At 36.2% G+C, this 16,627-nt stretch carries 17 protein-coding genes, 1 tRNA gene, 1 pseudogene and 1 riboswitch; of the genes and pseudogenes, 10 read left to right on the top strand and 9 right to left on the bottom strand.

Annotated elements, in window-relative coordinates; translation table 11 throughout:
- The first annotated feature begins 39 nt into the window (after positions 1–39).
- The 9 genes from HNQ35_RS06895 (at position 40) to HNQ35_RS14415 (ending at position 5,077) form a co-directional block, all read left to right on the top strand.
- Positions 40–768 carry a DUF2786 domain-containing protein gene (locus HNQ35_RS06895; RefSeq protein WP_170226632.1) on the top strand — a complete coding sequence of 243 codons (729 nt, stop codon included), beginning with the start codon at positions 40–42 and terminating at the stop codon, positions 766–768.
- Between the two features lie 130 nt (positions 769–898).
- Complete coding sequence (locus HNQ35_RS06890; RefSeq protein ID WP_246118060.1) at positions 899–1,927, top strand: RNA-guided endonuclease InsQ/TnpB family protein; 1,029 nt, start codon at positions 899–901, stop codon at positions 1,925–1,927.
- 382 nt (positions 1,928–2,309) lie between these two features.
- Positions 2,310–2,477, top strand: coding sequence for a macro domain-containing protein (locus HNQ35_RS06885; RefSeq protein ID WP_174771665.1), 168 nt, complete (start codon positions 2,310–2,312; stop codon positions 2,475–2,477).
- Between the two features lie 613 nt (positions 2,478–3,090).
- Positions 3,091–3,165, top strand: a tRNA-Cys gene (locus tag HNQ35_RS06880).
- A gap of 27 nt (positions 3,166–3,192) precedes the next feature.
- Positions 3,193–3,438: a glutaredoxin family protein gene (locus HNQ35_RS06875; RefSeq protein ID WP_146936672.1), complete on the top strand. Its 246-nt coding sequence runs from the start codon at positions 3,193–3,195 to the stop codon at positions 3,436–3,438.
- A 157-nt stretch (positions 3,439–3,595) separates the two neighbouring features.
- Positions 3,596–3,814 (top strand): helix-turn-helix transcriptional regulator, encoded by a 219-nt coding sequence (locus HNQ35_RS06870; protein ID WP_218026190.1) that lies wholly within the window; start codon positions 3,596–3,598, stop codon positions 3,812–3,814.
- A 29-nt stretch (positions 3,815–3,843) separates the two neighbouring features.
- Complete coding sequence (locus tag HNQ35_RS06865) at positions 3,844–4,221, top strand: hypothetical protein (protein ID WP_146936670.1); 378 nt, start codon at positions 3,844–3,846, stop codon at positions 4,219–4,221.
- A gap of 70 nt (positions 4,222–4,291) precedes the next feature.
- Positions 4,292–4,522, top strand: a complete 231-nt coding sequence (locus tag HNQ35_RS06860; protein WP_146936668.1) for a hypothetical protein — start codon at positions 4,292–4,294, stop codon at positions 4,520–4,522.
- 15 nt (positions 4,523–4,537) lie between these two features.
- Positions 4,538–5,077 (top strand): response regulator, encoded by a 540-nt coding sequence (locus HNQ35_RS14415; protein WP_281284182.1) that lies wholly within the window; start codon positions 4,538–4,540, stop codon positions 5,075–5,077.
- Positions 5,078–5,121: 44 nt separating this feature from the next.
- On the opposite strand, the gene HNQ35_RS06850 is transcribed toward HNQ35_RS14415, so the two are convergent.
- The 3 genes from HNQ35_RS06850 to HNQ35_RS06840 are packed head-to-tail and all read right to left on the bottom strand — an operon-like array spanning position 5,122 to position 8,782.
- On the bottom strand, positions 5,122–6,276 hold the full coding sequence (locus HNQ35_RS06850; RefSeq protein ID WP_146936664.1) for a Ger(x)C family spore germination protein: 1,155 nt from the start codon (positions 6,274–6,276) through the stop codon (positions 5,122–5,124).
- Positions 6,276–7,712: a spore germination protein gene (locus HNQ35_RS06845; RefSeq protein ID WP_146936662.1), complete on the bottom strand. Its 1,437-nt coding sequence runs from the start codon at positions 7,710–7,712 to the stop codon at positions 6,276–6,278. Before HNQ35_RS06845 ends, HNQ35_RS06850 begins: the two co-directional genes overlap by 1 nt.
- Positions 7,709–8,782, bottom strand: a complete 1,074-nt coding sequence (locus HNQ35_RS06840) for a GerAB/ArcD/ProY family transporter (RefSeq protein WP_146936660.1) — start codon at positions 8,780–8,782, stop codon at positions 7,709–7,711. Before HNQ35_RS06840 ends, HNQ35_RS06845 begins: the two co-directional genes overlap by 4 nt.
- A gap of 206 nt (positions 8,783–8,988) precedes the next feature.
- On the opposite strand from HNQ35_RS06840, the gene hprK reads away from it, so the two are divergent.
- The gene (hprK, locus tag HNQ35_RS06835; protein ID WP_146936658.1) at positions 8,989–9,900 is read left to right on the top strand and encodes an HPr(Ser) kinase/phosphatase; all 912 of its coding nucleotides are present in this window, start codon (positions 8,989–8,991) and stop codon (positions 9,898–9,900) included.
- Positions 9,901–10,312: 412 nt separating this feature from the next.
- Here the strand turns inward: hprK and HNQ35_RS14215 are convergent.
- The 6 genes and pseudogenes from HNQ35_RS14215 to HNQ35_RS06810 form a co-directional block, all read right to left on the bottom strand.
- Positions 10,313–10,485, bottom strand: a pseudogene (locus HNQ35_RS14215) (transposase); the annotation flags it as partial.
- Positions 10,486–10,934: 449 nt separating this feature from the next.
- Positions 10,935–12,137: a M20 family metallopeptidase gene (locus tag HNQ35_RS06830; RefSeq protein ID WP_146936656.1), complete on the bottom strand. Its 1,203-nt coding sequence runs from the start codon at positions 12,135–12,137 to the stop codon at positions 10,935–10,937.
- Between the two features lie 13 nt (positions 12,138–12,150).
- The gene (locus tag HNQ35_RS06825) at positions 12,151–13,014 is read right to left on the bottom strand and encodes a MetQ/NlpA family ABC transporter substrate-binding protein (protein WP_146936654.1); all 864 of its coding nucleotides are present in this window, start codon (positions 13,012–13,014) and stop codon (positions 12,151–12,153) included.
- 32 nt (positions 13,015–13,046) lie between these two features.
- Entirely contained in the window at positions 13,047–13,709 is a 663-nt protein-coding gene (locus HNQ35_RS06820; protein ID WP_146936652.1) for a methionine ABC transporter permease, read from the bottom strand.
- Entirely contained in the window at positions 13,690–14,724 is a 1,035-nt protein-coding gene (locus tag HNQ35_RS06815) for a methionine ABC transporter ATP-binding protein (protein WP_146936650.1), read from the bottom strand. Before HNQ35_RS06815 ends, HNQ35_RS06820 begins: the two co-directional genes overlap by 20 nt.
- A gap of 100 nt (positions 14,725–14,824) precedes the next feature.
- A riboswitch (SAM riboswitch) is annotated at positions 14,825–14,939 on the bottom strand.
- Between the two features lie 148 nt (positions 14,940–15,087).
- Positions 15,088–16,566 carry an aldehyde dehydrogenase family protein gene (locus tag HNQ35_RS06810; RefSeq protein ID WP_146936648.1) on the bottom strand — a complete coding sequence of 493 codons (1,479 nt, stop codon included), beginning with the start codon at positions 16,564–16,566 and terminating at the stop codon, positions 15,088–15,090.
- Between the last annotated feature and the right edge of the window lie 61 nt (positions 16,567–16,627).

Raw genomic sequence — 16,627 nt, 5'->3', positions numbered from 1 at the left:
CGTCCTTATACAAAGAATGGATTATTGGGAGGGATACAGTTGACCAGTCGAAACGAGTCAATTATCCAGAAAATCAAGGGTTTATTAGCCATTGCAAACGATCATAAAAACGATGAAGAATGTCAAACAGCTTTCGTTATGGCTCAAAAACTTATGATAAAGTATGAAATCTCTTCATCCGAAATACTGGATCAGAAAAGCAATGAAACTGTCTCAAAAGGCCAAGTGACAGCCCATAAAACTCTATTCTGGTGGGAACGTCAATTGGCAAATGTTATAGCGGATAATTTTAGAGTTACATGGTACTACAATAGCAAAACGGTTGAAGGTGAGAGCAAGAAAAAGAGGGCTATCATTTTTTTGGGATATGAAAATGATATTGCGTTAGCGAAAGAAATGTATATATTGGCGTATGAGGTTTTAAGTTTTTATGTATCTCAATTCGTAGATGAATATTACAAAGTGAATTTTTTGCAAAGGGAGCGGAGCTTAACAACGGAATTAAAAAACTCTTATATTAGAGGTTTTTTAAGTGGTTTAAATGAAAAGTTTGAAAAACAAGTTAAAGAGATGGAACAAGAATACGGGTTAATGGTATTGCTGCCTACAGAAGTAAAACAAGCATACGATGAAATGTTTGAAGGTAAAAAGGGGTTGTCTTTTAAACTTCCGCCTATTGAAGAAGTAGAAGTATATCAACAAGGATTTCATGATGGAAATAAGGTGGATTATACGAAATCTACATTGGATCAAGGATCAATAGTTTAACAGAAAATGCAGAGGTCTCCTTCCTCAACAAAGTAGGCGGGGGGATGAATGCTTGACTTTTTAAAGGAAGTGAAAAAGATTGATAAAGACATTCAAGTACAGATTGTATCCAACGAAAGAAGAGCGAGAATTGTTCGAACGAACACTTGAATTATGCCGAGACTTGTATAATCACGCATTGGAGCAGCGGATATTCACCTACAAAAAACGTGGTGTTTCCATTACTCCCTTTCAACAAATAAAAGAATTGCCACATTTGAAAAAGGTGTTGCCGGAATACAAGGAGATTCATTCCCAAGTGTTGCAGAACGTGTTGAAACGACTAGATGTTTCCTTTCAAAACTTTTTTCGTAGAGTGAAAAATGGTGAGAAGCCCGGCTTCCCTCGTTTTCAAGGAAAGAATCGGTATGACAGTTTTACCTATCCTCAAAGCGGATTTTCAATTGAAGGCGATAAGTTGAAATTGTCCAAGATTGGCAGTATCCGTATTCACTTGCACAGGAAGGTGGAAGGCAAAGTGAAAACTTGCACGATCATTCGAAAGAACGGTCGCTACTTTGTCTGTTTCGTTTGTGAAGTTGAGAAAGTGTTCCATTTCACAGGCAAGCAGGTTGGTGTCGATGTCGGCATTTCTCACTTGGCAATTACATCCGACGGAGAATTCTTTGATAATCCGAAGCACTTGCGGAAGTCAGAACAACAACTAAAACGTCTGCAACGGATCGTATCCAGACGAAAGAAAGGTTCTAATCGGAGAAGGAAAGCTGTTCGATTACTTGCGAAAAAACATGAACAGATTGCCAATCAACGGAAGGATACGAACCATAAGGTAAGCCGGATGTTGGTCGATCAATATGATTTGATTGTATTCGAGGAATTGAATGTCAAAAGCATGGTAAAGAACCGCAGGCTATCAAAAGCGATTCACGAAGTTGCGTGGAACCAACTCATTATTTTCACCTCTTATAAAGCAGCATACGCTGATAAGCAGGTCAAGGTAGTGAATCCACATAACACTAGCCAGATGTGTTCGAACTGCGGTCGGATTGTGAAGAAAAAATTGTCGGAACGGACACATGTTTGTTCATGTGGGTACACCGACCACCGAGATATAAATGCGGCGAAGAATATCCTGAAATTAGGTTTAGAAGCCGGATAGAAAAAGTCTTAGGTGCGGAACGCGCCATCGTGGAGGGAGCGGGAATGCCTGTCCCGAGGAAACGAGAAGCCCCCACTTCAAGTAAAACTAGGTGGTTGGTAGTTCACTTACTGTAGATTCTTCCACTTGAAAAAACATTGCCACCCACTCAAGTAAAGCTGAGTGATGGGTAGTTCACTATTTAGCTCATTGCATAAGTGCGGACGCAAAAATGGGGGCAGGAATTGCTGTTCAGTTTCGAAAAAGATTTGATCTTGCTAATCTAAGTAAACACGCAAAATATTCATCCTTACAAGTCGGAAGCTGCATCGCTGTTGGTAGAGTGCTGAATCTTGTTACGAAACAGGTATATTGAAAAAAACCAACATATGATTCTTTTACGATGGCTATTGAGGCAATGAAAAAAACAGCAATTGATAATGGAATCAAAAAGATTGCAATGCCGCAGATTGGAGCAGGGTTGGATAGATTAGAATGGTCAAAGAACCGTGGGATAATCCAAAAGGTCTTTGAGGATACTGATATTGAAATACTTGTTTGCAAGGTATAAAAGTCTATGATTTGCTTGCTACCGATTTCTAATGAAGTCGGTAGTTTTTTTGGTTTAAGGAACTTTTTAAAAAAATCAGCGTCCTACTAAAGAAAATAGGGGGTGACAGGACAACGTGAAAAAAAGAGAGTGGTTGTTAATATTAGCGTTAATATCAGCGATCGGGAGTTTGATTTGTTCCACGTTAATGGTTGCCGAATATGTTATTGGTAGATGACCTGACGTATTAAAACGCTGCATTCTTGCTACCACAAGAAGCACCTGCCGGACAAGCGTAAAGGGTTAGGAGAAAGCCGGCTTTTGTAAGAGGACACTTGATAAGGCGTACATCGGTAAGATTGTACTACCCTTATCGGGTGTTTTTTTGTTAAAGGGAACCTCCCATTGAAAAGTGCGTCCTATTAATTCATAGCATTTCGAGCAAATAGATAGTGTTTGGTGAACTTGGACTAAGCAATTAAGCATTTGTTTATGGTTATCTTCCATGAATTTCACTCCTTATTTAAATGGGGGCTATATAGTGGAAAGTGATGCGCTCATTAAAATTATCAATCAAATATTTTATTAAATGGTTGATTTCTTTGTTTGTTCCCTCTCTTTAATATATGAATAGGGCAACATAGCCAAAAAGGAAAGGCAAAGGTCTGCAAAACCTTGATTCCCGGTTCGAATCCGGGTGTTGCCTCCAATTTCTTATATTTTGAGGGGGGTTAAGATGGATAAGGAAATCACTCTATACGGTAGTGATAGCTGTATTTATTGTTCCAGAGCAAAAGAATGGCTGGAAAAACACCAACTGGAATTTATTTATAAGGATATTTCTGACGAAACAAACATGAAAGAATTTGATGGTTATAATGTATTTGGAGTGCCATTGGCAGTGATTGAAAATAAAGAAACGAACGAAGTAACAATGTTGAATGGTTTTTCACCAAATAAATACGAAAAAGAATTTCTTTAATAGGTAAACGCCCTTAATAACAAAAGGGCGTTTTTCTTTTTTTTATAAGGAAAAGTTGGTAATCAAGGTTTTGATGTAAAAATTGAATCAAGATTTAACAATGTATAGTTTAAACTACATTTTGTATATGATAAGATACATTTGAGGTGAAACAAAATTGAAAAGAGGAAAAGTGAAAAACAATATACGCAATGTTAGAAGGATGATGGATATAACTCAACAGGACTTAGCAGATCAAGTGGGGGTCCATCGACAAACAATTCTCGCTATAGAAAAGCAGAAATATGAACCAACAATCGGTATTGTTTTGGCTCTTTCTAAAGCTCTGAATCAACCGGTTGAAAATTTGTTTTTTTGGGATGAGGAAAACGAATAACTAATTTGCTAAAAAAGGAGAGGGTTATAATGCGTGTGAATAAATGGGTAATTCTAATGCTAAATTTTGTATTATTCTTGTCATTTAGTTATTTAAGTTATTCTGAATTTCTTAATGGTGGAAGGTTCAGCTTTTTAATGGGAGTATGTTCATTAATATTCGTTTACCAAATAATCTCAATATCAATTAATAAGAAAAAGAAATATGTAATTGCGGATCAAAGAATAACAAGTCAGATTACACTTTCCTTTTCAATATCATATGTTTGTATTTTGCTTTATCTTTTAGTTGGATTAATCGGCTTCTATAATGGTTTCTTTGATCCAATAAATATTATAATTGGGGCAATTATTACAAGTGGTTTGGTTTTTGGGATTTCGCAAATTGTACAACGTTTTTTAAGATAAGGTTTATTAAATTGGTGGTTAGACCTCTTTTAATAATGTATCAAAAATATTATTATAAGGAGGAAGTTTTATGACTATCATGAAACCACTATCACTCAATGCAGTACAAGAACAATCTCTTGTACAAAAGATTAAAGAAAGGGTCACAGATCAATTTGGCTTTGAAGTTGATTTTTCCAAATTAAAAGCCAACGAGGTAGATTTTTCGGCAATCAATAGCGACACCATTAAAACAATGTCAAGCTTTAGCAATGAATCTAAAGCAAAGGTTTATCTAGAGAAAATCAGAGAAGCTCACTAACTAGACTGGGATGTTATCGAAGCGTCCACTGGTAAAGAGGCAGTAGACATATTTCATGTGATAGAGCCAGATGTTATTTTAATTGACTATCATATGCCAGAATGGGATGGGTTACGAACGATCAAGGAGATTCGTAAGCTAAATGAGCATGTACCAATCATTATTTTGACAGTTGATGATCGGCAGAAAATCGCTGATAAATTTATAAAGGAAGGAGCGACTGATTTTGCGTTAAAACCGATAAAGGCGCCGGATTTAATATCACGAATTCGTGTTAATTTGAAAATTGGTCAGCTCACAAAAAAGGATAATAATGTATTTGTTGAGAAAGGAATTAATGAGAAGACGTTACGCTCTATTAAATTGTTTCTTATTAAACAAGACAAACCAGTCACGATTGAAGACATGGTCGAAAAACTTCCAGTATCTTATCAAACGATTAATCGTTATTTAAATTATTTAGAGGCAGAAGGTATGCTTCAAGTCATCCTAGAGTATGGTCGTACAGGCAGACCGAAGAATTGGTATCGATTGCAAATTACTCAAATAAGTTAGAACAAAAATGGGGTTAAAAGGAGGCTTTGTACGAAAGGCCTCCTCTACTTTATCGTTTTTTGTAATGATTTTCTTCCTATTTTCAGTTTTGTAACTGTGACATTTAAAGAGCGAATCGAATCTTTTGTTAATTCGACTTTGCCGTCTTTTTGTAGCCTTTTCCAATCTTTGATGTGCTTTCGATAAACATGTTCCGACAAGCGGAAAATATCAATGTCTTTATTTAAGGCTTCTTCGTATGTCATAAGAATTTCGGATTTGACTGTGTTAGCAATATGTTCTTGAAATTCAGCATCTGAAACTTTCTCTGTTACAGTACTGACAACAGCCTGCACTTTGACATCAATATCAAAGTACACAACATCATTTTCAACAATAGGTGTAACTTTCACCTTTACATCATTTAAAGTGGCAGAAGTTATACTATTTTCATCTGATTTATCTAATAAAAAAGAAACGGTTCCACGCCTTGTATGATTATTCATCCATTTAATACCCCTTGCTTCTTCATTTAATATAAATCCTTTAAATTTGTCTGGTGTTATAATTCCAACACCAGCTAAATGAGCAGTTCGAGGTATTCTTTCAACAGTTTCCCAATTGTATAAGACATTAATGGTTGGAATAATCATTTCGTGATTCGGCTCATCTAAACCAATAATTAATCTTCTTATATCAACTGGCTCTACAAAAGATTCTTGTTTAAATGAATTCATCGGATCACTTAATTTAGAAAGCGTTAAAGTTGTACTGGTGATAGGAATGGTAAGAAGGACATCTTTTATATCCTCTTGTGTACTATATACCCAAATGCGATATCTTGTTTCAGCAAAACGAATAAATACATCGATACTTGCATTAAACTGATCTTCCTCCAATACATTTTTTGAGAAGACAATATAAGTTAAGTGCCCCCAAGAGATTCTTTCATCTGCAGATCGATATAAATTGAATACAGCATCCTCTAATGTATTTCCGCTTGCATATCCTACTTCTGCTTGAACAATCTCTGTTTTTGGTTCTTCTGACTTTGCGACATTGGATAAATTAATGACTTGAGCATATACCTCATATTTTCCATCTTTATAATCAATCCCTAAACCATGAACATATAACATTCTCTCAGGTTCATGTTTATCCCAACAACCTGATAATAATACGACACATAAACAGACTAAATATAGACTAACTTTTCTCATTATTCATCCTCATTAATTCGTGTGATATCATTTGTAGCTACTTCTACAGGACGTGTTTTATAAAACTTTTGTAAGGGGCGAAACAGTGTTTTCTTTACATGATCTGAGTTTAAATTGGCGCTAATATTTAAATAAGGAACACCAAAGACTCTGATATTCGCAACATAAAGCAATGTGAAATAAAAAACCATAAAAAAGCCAAATAAACCAAAAAGGGATGTGACTATAATGGAAATAAAACGAATAATACTAACAGCTGCAACGAGTGATTGATTTAATAAAGTAAATGTTGCTACAGTTGATACAGCGATGACAACAATCATTGCCGGACTTGTGACGCCTGAACGAATAGCAGCATCCCCGATAATTAATCCCCCAACGACACTTAACGTACCACCTATTGACTCTGGTAACCGTAAGCCTGCTTCACGAAAAAGTTCAAATAAAATTAACATAATTAACATTTCAATAACTGAGGGAAAGGGAAGTCCTGTGTTTGATTGGAAGACAGTAGCCAATAATAAGAGTGGTAATTGGTTTTGATGATACGTTATTAAGGCTAACCAAAATGCAGGAAGTAAGCCACCAACAAAAACACCAAAGACGCGTAATAAACGTTCAAATGTACTATATATAGATGGATATTCATTATCTTCTGTCGTTTTAAATAACTGGAATAAACTAACAGGTGTAATCACACCGTACGCTACACCGTCAATTAAAATTAAAATACGTCCTATTACTAATGATTGAATGGCTAAATCAGGGCGACCTGTATAATCGTGTCGTGGAAATAATCTGGAGTTTTTATCGATATGTTCCATTAGAATATTTCCACTAAATACAATATCTACATCGATTTTATTTAGTTTATCTCTAATACCTTTTAATATTTCTGGTTTTGCTATATCGTCGAAATAAAGCATAGCGATTTTTGTTTTTGTTCTTCTTCCTATATGAAAAGTTTCGACACATAATGAGTTGGTCGGAAGCCGTTTTCTTATGAGTGCGACATTTACAGATAAATCTTCAATAAAATTATCTCGAGGTCCTTTAACGGGCACCTCTGTTTTTGTTTCTTCTGGTTTTCTATTCGGTTGATTTGTGATATTACTTGCATATAGCTCTCCTGTATTTGAAAAGTAAATCAAAACAAACCCAGAATATACTTTATTGATAACATCAGTCTTTTTAGTTATTTTAGTTAGTTGGGGAAGGTGGAGGTTTTTAACATCATGTTCTTCACTTTCGAAATACCGTCTTATTCGTTCAATAATAATTTGTTGCAACATTTGATGGTCTATCATAGCATCACATGTGATAATTGTAATAATGTGCTTATTGAAGGTGTAATCTTCAAATTGAATATCATCTGATTTTTGAAAGAGATTCTCCAATGTTTTTAAATCGAGCTTTTTCCTCCTTCGACTTCTCATGGTAGCTCCCTCCTTTTGCTAATAATAAATGTCAATATTAAAGAGATAAGAAAAAGTAGATAAAACGTTATCGGTAATACATAGTTTCCCTTAATGTTAGTAAAGGTTTGATCGTCTATTAAGATTAAGGCGAAGCAAGTGATAAAAAAGAATGGAAAAATACGTGTCCATATTTTTTTTGTTTTTCTTTCAATGTTAAATAAAAGAGTCACAATGTATAAAATAAATCCGACGCGGATAAACACACCGGTTAACCATTGATAAATAGATAAAAAATCGAGATGTTCAATATAGCGTCCAATGGAAACAAGTCCCCATTCTTCATAAGCAGGGTAACGTTGACTGGCAGCTTCTACAGGACCAAACTCAGAGATTGCTCCGATATACGGTCCTAGCGTAAGTGAGGTAAGAATACCGATAATGATTACATAATGAATTGTTCGCATTTTTCCGTGAATTTTATGCTGGATAAATAAGAATAATATGATTTCTACAAAGCCAGAGGCAGGATAAATCATTCCTTTTAACACTGGTTCATATCCGTGCTCAAAAAATGGCCGTAATAAATTGTAATCTTTCACTTGTAAGTTCGTAATAGCTACAAAAAAACCAAATACAACGACACCGAATAGTGTAAAGGCATTAGCTATGACAATCGTCTGTATATTTGTACATGCTAATAAAATACATAGCACAGTGTAGATGATTAATAATATAAAAACAGGCGTTTCGGTTAGAAATGTTGCATTAATCCATTGAAGCACTTCACGCATTGTAAAAGCTGCTAAAATAATTAGAATCAATCCAAATCCAACTAGAAGCATGTTGGCCATTCTTTTTCCTAATGTTTGCTTTAACAGTTCCATTAAATTTTCTTGATTTGTTTTTTTGTGTAAATAACTCGGAACAAATAGCCAAGGTAAAAGAAAAAGCGCTGCCATCAATACAGATATCCAACCATCCCTACCAACATGTATTAAAAGTGGTGGAATGATTGTAACGTGATTTTTTAATCCTATAAAGGTCATAGCAAGTAATATGACGTGTAATATACTAATTAAATGTCCCATCATCGCAACTCCTCACTATCTATCTTTTGATAAATAAGCTGAAATATGTAATAAAAATAAATATGACATCTTTTTGTATTGTTATTTTAAAGTCCGCTTAGGCTTGAAATATTTGATATAGTATGGTTAATATCTGATTATGTTATGGGAAACAACATAGTAATTAGTTAAGTATAGAAAGTATGTTAAGGATGGAGAGATTAGGCGTGAATACAATTACCGTTTCCGAACTGGTAAAAAAGTTTTCATTAGAAGTTCTTGTAGGAGAGGAATATTTAGATCGAATGATCGTTAAAGCACAAACACGACGACCAGGATTAGAATTTATTGATTTCTTTGATTTTCTACCTACACAGCACGTTAAAGTACTTGGGAAGAATGAAGTGACTTATTTACACTTACTGGATAAGAATGAACGTGCCCTAAGAGTAGAAAACTTACTTAAATATGAACCACCTTGTATTATAGTCACTGATCAACAAGAGGAACTCACATATTTAACGAAATATTGTCATCAAAAAAAGATACCACTTTTAAGAACAGATGAGACAAATTATGAATTTATCGGTAAATTAGACGCGTATATGATTAAAACATTAGCTCCGGAAATTGCGATACATGGTGTTTGTGTTAATGTATTTGGAATTGGTGTGTTATTGCGTGGTGAATCAGGTGTTGGAAAGAGTGAAACAGCCCATACGTTAATTGGTCGAGGACATCGTCTTGTTGCTGATGATATCGTAGTGATTAAAAAGCTCAGTCCACAGACGATTCTCGGCACACATAATGGAAAGAATAAAGAATTTCTCGCATTAAGAAGTATCGGATTATTAAACGTGACAAGACAATACGGTAGAAAAGCTTTTCAAGACGAAACACGTATTGCGATGGACATTGAATTAACAAATTGGAAAGATCACTCTTTATATAATGATTTGGAAGTAGAGCAAAAGTACACGGAATATATGGGCGTTAAAGTACCGCATATTCAAATTCAATTGCAACCCGGACGTGATGTCGCTGGACTCATTGAAGCAGCTGTGAATAATTGGTATTTAAAGCAACAAGGTTATAGTGCTGCAGAAGAGTTTATGAAGCGAATTAAAGAGGATCAATAGAAAAATCTGATTTTATATGATAAAAGTTAATGAGATAGTCTGAAAGCAAATTATGCACATAAAAGTATACTTCAAGTTATATAAGTGCATGCCCATGTTGGTAAGAAATGATTATAAAATCCTTACTTATGAAAATTAAGGGGAATAAAAGGGTTACGATTGTTCGAGCCATCACACGCCAAACTTATTTGAAATAGGTTTATTTCATGATATGATGAGATATGTTCTTGGAAAAGAGAAGAATCATGTATCTCATTAATACTAGTTTTATTAAAGAGGATTTGGGACAAAACGAGTCTTAAATGAGAAATATTGCGGAAACATTTTAATGTTGTTTCCGCAATTTCTTTTTGTTTTGGATTGTTATGATTATTATTATTTTGTGTTTTGGCGGTATACTTCTTAAGTTTACTCTACCAGAAAACATAGATTGGGAATATGCACATAAAATGATTTTCAACATCATGTGAGGATGATCAGAAGGACGACCTGTTTTACGAAGAAAATTTTCAAAAGCCTCTTTAGGAATACTCTCTACTAAATCATTAATGACTCATTTTCTTGACGTTTCACTTCCAAATCCATGCAGAGTGGTTAGCTCTACCCCTCATGGTTACGCTCAAATCTTAGAAACCATGCAGAGTAGTTAGCTCCACCCCTCATGGTTACGCATAAAGCATCAAAACCATGTAGAGTAGATAGTTCTACTCCACATGGTTACGAACAAATCTTCAAAACCATGCAGAGTAGCTCTCTCCAACCCACATGATTTCATCCAAAACTTCAAACGATAGCGAATAATAGTCGATAATAGTTTACTATTTAAACAAACCCCAGCTCTCTCTACTCATGATTCAATACTATCATGATCATTAGGAGAAGGAGACTGGGACATAAGGAAAAAGTGAACAAAAATAGTTTTTCATCATCAGAGGCTTTGCACCAGCCACTTTTATATTTTACAAAAAAGTGGATGAGTTATTTTTAGTAGAAAAAGCTCTTCCGAGAAATCGAGAAGAGCTTTTAATGATTATTTATTTACTTTTTTCTTCAATTTGTCTTGCAAATTCATTTTTTATATCATCTAGTAACCGTTGATCTGTCAGTAAGCGATATCCTGTTCTTGCTAATGCTTTGGCACCAGTAATAATCGCTTGATTGCCACGCTCTGATTGAGCTGCTTCGCGAAATTCAGTAGTATGACCGATTAAGTCGTCGGGACCAATTTTGATATAACCATGAACGGTCGGTACTTCATAACTTATATTACCAGCATCAGTGGAACCTATTCCTTCTCCGCGCTCTGTAATGACAGTTTCACCAAGTGCTTCGAGTTCTTCTTTTAATACATTGTCAAAAGTATCGTTTAGTACAAAGTCTTTTACTTCGTTTTGGAACCGTTTGATTTTTACTTTGGCACCCGTAGCAAGTGCAGCACCGTTGGCGACTGCACGAACCTTATGAGCAGCTTCGACTGTCCTTTTCCATGTAGCTGCCCGAATGAAGAAGCGAGCCGCAGCATATTCAGGAACAATATTCGGCGCATCACCACCATGTGTAATAATCCCGTGTATTTTAACATCAGATGGCAAATGTTCGCGTAGCGCATTAATCCCATTAAATAATTGAATAACCGCATCTAGCGCATTAATACCTTGGTCAGGCGCTCCTGATGCATGAGCAGCTTTTCCATAAAAGTGAAAATCTAAAGGGTCAACTGCTAATGATTCTCCTGTTATACTTGTTTTTCCAGCAGGATGGAGCATAAGGGCGGCATCAATGTTTTTTAGAAAACCGTGTTTCACAAAGCTTCCTTTCGCACTGCCATCTGGTCCACCTTCCTCTGCAGGAGTACCGAGGACAACGACTTTACCTCCCGTATTGTCAATTACGTCAGCTAAGGCAATTCCTGCAGCTACACTTGTCGTTCCAATAATATTATGACCACAAGCATGGCCAATACCTGGAAGAGCATCATATTCAGCAAGAAAGGCTACGGTCGGACCTTGTTTTTCACTTACCTTTTCAGCATAAAAAGCTGTTTCATGACCAGCTACTCCAGTTTCAACAGTAAACCCAGCATCTTGTAAAAGCTTCGTAAGTGCTTCACAAGCAAAATATTCTTCATTACCTATTTCTGGTCGTGCATGGATAGCTTGACTCGTTTGAATATATAGTTCTTTATGCTTTTCCACAGATGCATTCATCTTATCCAGTTGGTCTTGAACAATGCTCATAAATAAATCCTCCTTATTTTTTCATTTCTTGAAACACATCGTTTAATTGCTCGGGTGTTAATTTAACGAGAAATGCGCCGTCATTCGTGTCTCTTTTAATCGCTTCTTCTATATCTGCTTCTTGATATAGCTCAACAATTTTTAAATAGGTTTCGTTATCTTTATCTTCGCCTCGTACAGCAAGGACGTTAACGTAAGGGTGTGTACTTTCATCAGTTGCTTCTTCTTTAAAAATTGGATCTTCGTTTGGTGAAAAACCCGCTTGACCTGCAATTCCATTATTAATAATTGATGCTGCAACATCCGGTAATACACGTGGTGTTTGTTGCGCTGTCATAGGAATGATATCTAAGTTTAGTGGATTGTCACTAATTTGTGATGGATCACCGAACATACCGAAGTCATCTGCTAACGTAATGAGTCCGGCAGTTTCTAATAGACGAAGTGCGCGTGCTTGGTTTGCCGGGTCATCCGGGATAGCAATCTTATCTCCTTTTTTAAGTTCTGATACGTCTTCAATTTTTTCGGAATATAATCCCATCGGTGCTAACATCGTTGATCCAATCGGCACAATATCTTCACCACTTTCTTTAACATATTGACCGAGAAATGCAATATGTTGAAATGCGTTCATATCAAGGTCTCCTTGTGCTAAGGCATTGTTTGGCAATGTATAGTCTTGGAATTCGATTAATTCGATTTCAATGTTCTCTTTAGCAGCTTTTTCTTTTAATTTAGGCCAGAGTTCACCATCAGCACCATTAACCCCAATTTTCACTTTAACTTTTTCCCCTGAATCCTCTGCTTTACCATCTTCTGAACATGCAGCTAAAAATAATACAGACACAATTGATAAAAAGACTAAAAACTTTCTCATGTTGATTCGCTCCTTTTTATGCTTTTAAAAAATTATCGTCTCATGACGAGTTTAGATAATGTATTTCCAATCCATTGTGCTAACTGAACCATGACGATGAGAATAACGACTGTAACAAGCATGACCGTTCCGTCAAAACGTTGATAGCCATAAGTCATGGCAATATGACCTAGTCCACCGCCACCGACAGTGCCTGCTACTGCTGAGAAATCAATTAAACCAACAGAAACAAAGGTTAGCCCTAAAATGAGTGGCCCTAATGCTTCCGGAATTAACACAGTAAATATAATTCGTAACGGACTTGCTCCCATCGCTTGTGCCGCTTCAATGACACCAGGGTCGATACTGACAAGGTTGTTTTCAACAACTCTGGCAATTGTAAAACTTGCTACAATCGTCATCGGAAATATTGCTGCAGCTGTCCCAATCGTTGTTCCGACAACGAGTCGTGTTAATTGTGAAATAGCAACAATGAAAATAATAAAAGGAATTGGACGAATGATATTAATAATGATATTTAAGACTTGAAAAACAAACTTATTTTCCAAAATATTATTTTCTCTCGTTACAAATAGTAATAAACCAAGCGTAATCCCAATAATTGATCCAAATATAAGCGTCATAACGACCATCGTAATTGTCTGGCCAGTAGCTTCGACGATTTGTGGCCAGAAGTTAGACCAATCCACTTTCATCTTTAGTGACCTCCTTAATATCAACAATACTTTCTAATTCTTGTAATACTTGTTCAATGGCTGATTTATCCCCGGTAAACGAAATGAGTAAATTACCGAATAACTTTTCTTGTAACTCTTGGACAGAGCCATAAACAATATTGAAATCAACTTCATATTTTCGTGTCACTGTTGACAGTATCGGTTCATTTGTGATATCTCCTTTAAAAAGAACGCGATATAACGTCTCACCACCATTTGATTGCCATTTTTCTAAAATATGTTTCGATGGTAAATCTTGCTGTACTGATTGGACGAAGCGCTTTGTTGTCGGGTGTTTAGGAGCTGTAAAGGTCTCAAATACATCCCCTGCTTCGATCACTTCTCCTTTTTCCATCACCGCCACTTTATTACAAATTTGTTGTATGACGTCCATCTCGTGGGTAATGAGTAAAATGGTAATCCCCAAATCCCGATTAACGTTTTTCAATAATTTTAAAATGTCAGCGGTCGTATCGGGATCTAATGCTGATGTCGCTTCGTCGCAGATGAGTATATCAGGTGAGTTAGCGAGTGCACGAGCAATGCCAACTCGCTGTTTTTGTCCGCCTGATAATTGATCTGGAAAGTCTTTCGCTTTATCTTCTAGTCCGACAAAGCGAAGTAGTTCCATGACACGTTTTTCACGTTCTTGTTTTGGCGTACCCGCTAACTTCAGTGGATAAGCGACATTACCTGCAACTGTCCGTGCATTAAATAAGTTAAAATTTTGGAAAATCATGCCGATGTTTTGCCGTTGCTTACGTAAATCCTTTTGGGATAACTTTGAAATATCAACCCCTTGAATATAGACAGCGCCCGAAGTCGGGCGTTCTAACATATTTACAAGTCGTAGCAATGTACTTTTTCCTGCTCCACTGAATCCGATAATGCCGAATATATCACCTCTTTCAACAGTGAATGATACATCGTTTACAGCATGTACTTTCCGTTTACCAGATGTAAAAGTTTTAGATACATTTTTAAACTCAATCATTAATCCATCCCCCTTAAGTGCCTTACTTGCTGTCAATAAAAAATCCCTCTTTTCTTATCAAGTAAGAAAAGAGGGATTCTAGTTTGTCATAGAATCATTCTTCTCATCTTTCAAATACGAACGGAACGTATTTGCAGGAATTGGCACAGTTTTCTTAAATAGAATCTGCTGCCGAGATGTCATCGGGCCTGTCCCTCAATCTCTCTTGATAAGAAATGATATCTTAGTATTTAATTTTTTAAAAAGATTTATATGCTAGTCTAAGCGGAAAAGAATAGAAAGTCAAGGTCTTTTGTAAAGTAAAATGATTCAGATAAATCAATCTAAAAAAAGGAGAGAAAAATTCTCCCCTTTTTTTAAGTGTTATTTATCTAAATTTACCCATACAGATTTAACTTCCGTATAGTTATCTAAAGCATAGCTACCCATTTCACGTCCGATACCTGATTGCTTATATCCACCAAATGGTGCAGCCGCATCAAATGCAGTATACGTGTTGATCCAGACTGTCCCAGCTTTTAAGTTGTGTGCAAGATAATGTGCATCACGTAAGTTCTCTGTCCAAATTCCTGCAGCTAATCCGAAATCTGAGTCATTTGCTTTAGCAATTAAATCGTCCATATGATCAAAAGGAATCGCAGCTACGACTGGTCCGAATATTTCCTCTTGGGCTATCGTCATTTTATTATCAACGTTAGCGAAAATCGTCGGTGCAACGAAATATCCATTTTCAAATGGGATATGTCCCCCTGTTACTAATTCTGCGCCTTCTTGTAGTCCTTTTTCTATATAGTTTGTCACTGTTTGTTGCTGTTGTGCGGAAATTAATGGCCCCATCGTCGTATCTTTATTTAAACCATTACCTTGCTTAATTTGTTTAGCATGACTTTCTAATTCAGCTAAGACATGGTCATACATCTCTTTTTGAATGAAGATACGACTTCCTGCACTACAAACTTGTCCTTGGTTAAACATAATACCCTGTAGAGCCCCAGGAATTGCTTTAGATAAGTCAGCATCAGGCAGGATGATGTTTGGTGATTTTCCACCTAATTCTAATGTCACGCGTTTCATTGTATTCGCTGCTGATTTCATAATGGATTTACCGACAGGAGTCGATCCAGTAAACGCAATTTTATCTACTTTTGGATGATTAACGAGTGCATCTCCAACCTGACTTCCTCTACCAGGAATAATATTAATAACCCCATCTGGGAATCCTGCTTCACTTATAAGTTCTGCTAAATATAAGACAGATAATGGCGTATTCATAGCTGGCTTCATAACAACTGTACATCCAGTAGCAAGTGATGCCCCTAACTTCCACGCTGCCATCATAAGTGGAAAGTTCCACGGAATAATGGAACCAACAACACCGACCGGCTCATGACGTGTATAGTTAAAATAATTACCTTGTACAGGAATGGTCTGACCGACAATTTTAGTCGCCCATCCTGCATAATAGCGGAAGTGTTCAATAGATAAAGGAACATCTGCATTCATTGTTTCACGGATTGGTTTACCGTTATCAAGTGTTTCTAGTTGAGCAAGTTCAAGTTTATGCTCTTCCATTAGGTCAGCAAGCTTGTAAATCAAGCGGCTTCTTTCGGCAGTTCCCATCTTTGACCAAGGTCCACTGTCAAATGCTTCTCGGGCTGCTTGAACCGCTAGATCTACATCTTCTACACCTGCTTCTGCCACTTCGGCAATTTCTTCACCCGTTGCGGGATTATATGATTTAAAGGTTTTCCCTGAAACAGAATGAACAAACTTCCCATCAATATACAGTTTTTTGACGCCTTTTAAAAAGTCCTGTAATCTTGGACTAAGTTGTTCTGTCATTGAAATCTCTCCTTATGAGTTAATAGGATTTTAAATACATCTTAATTATAATACCTATAGG

Source organism: Cerasibacillus quisquiliarum, assembly GCF_014202495.1.
GTDB classification, from domain to species: Bacteria; Bacillota; Bacilli; order Bacillales; family Amphibacillaceae; genus Cerasibacillus; species Cerasibacillus quisquiliarum.
This window is presented reverse-complemented; position numbering and strand designations above follow the sequence as displayed.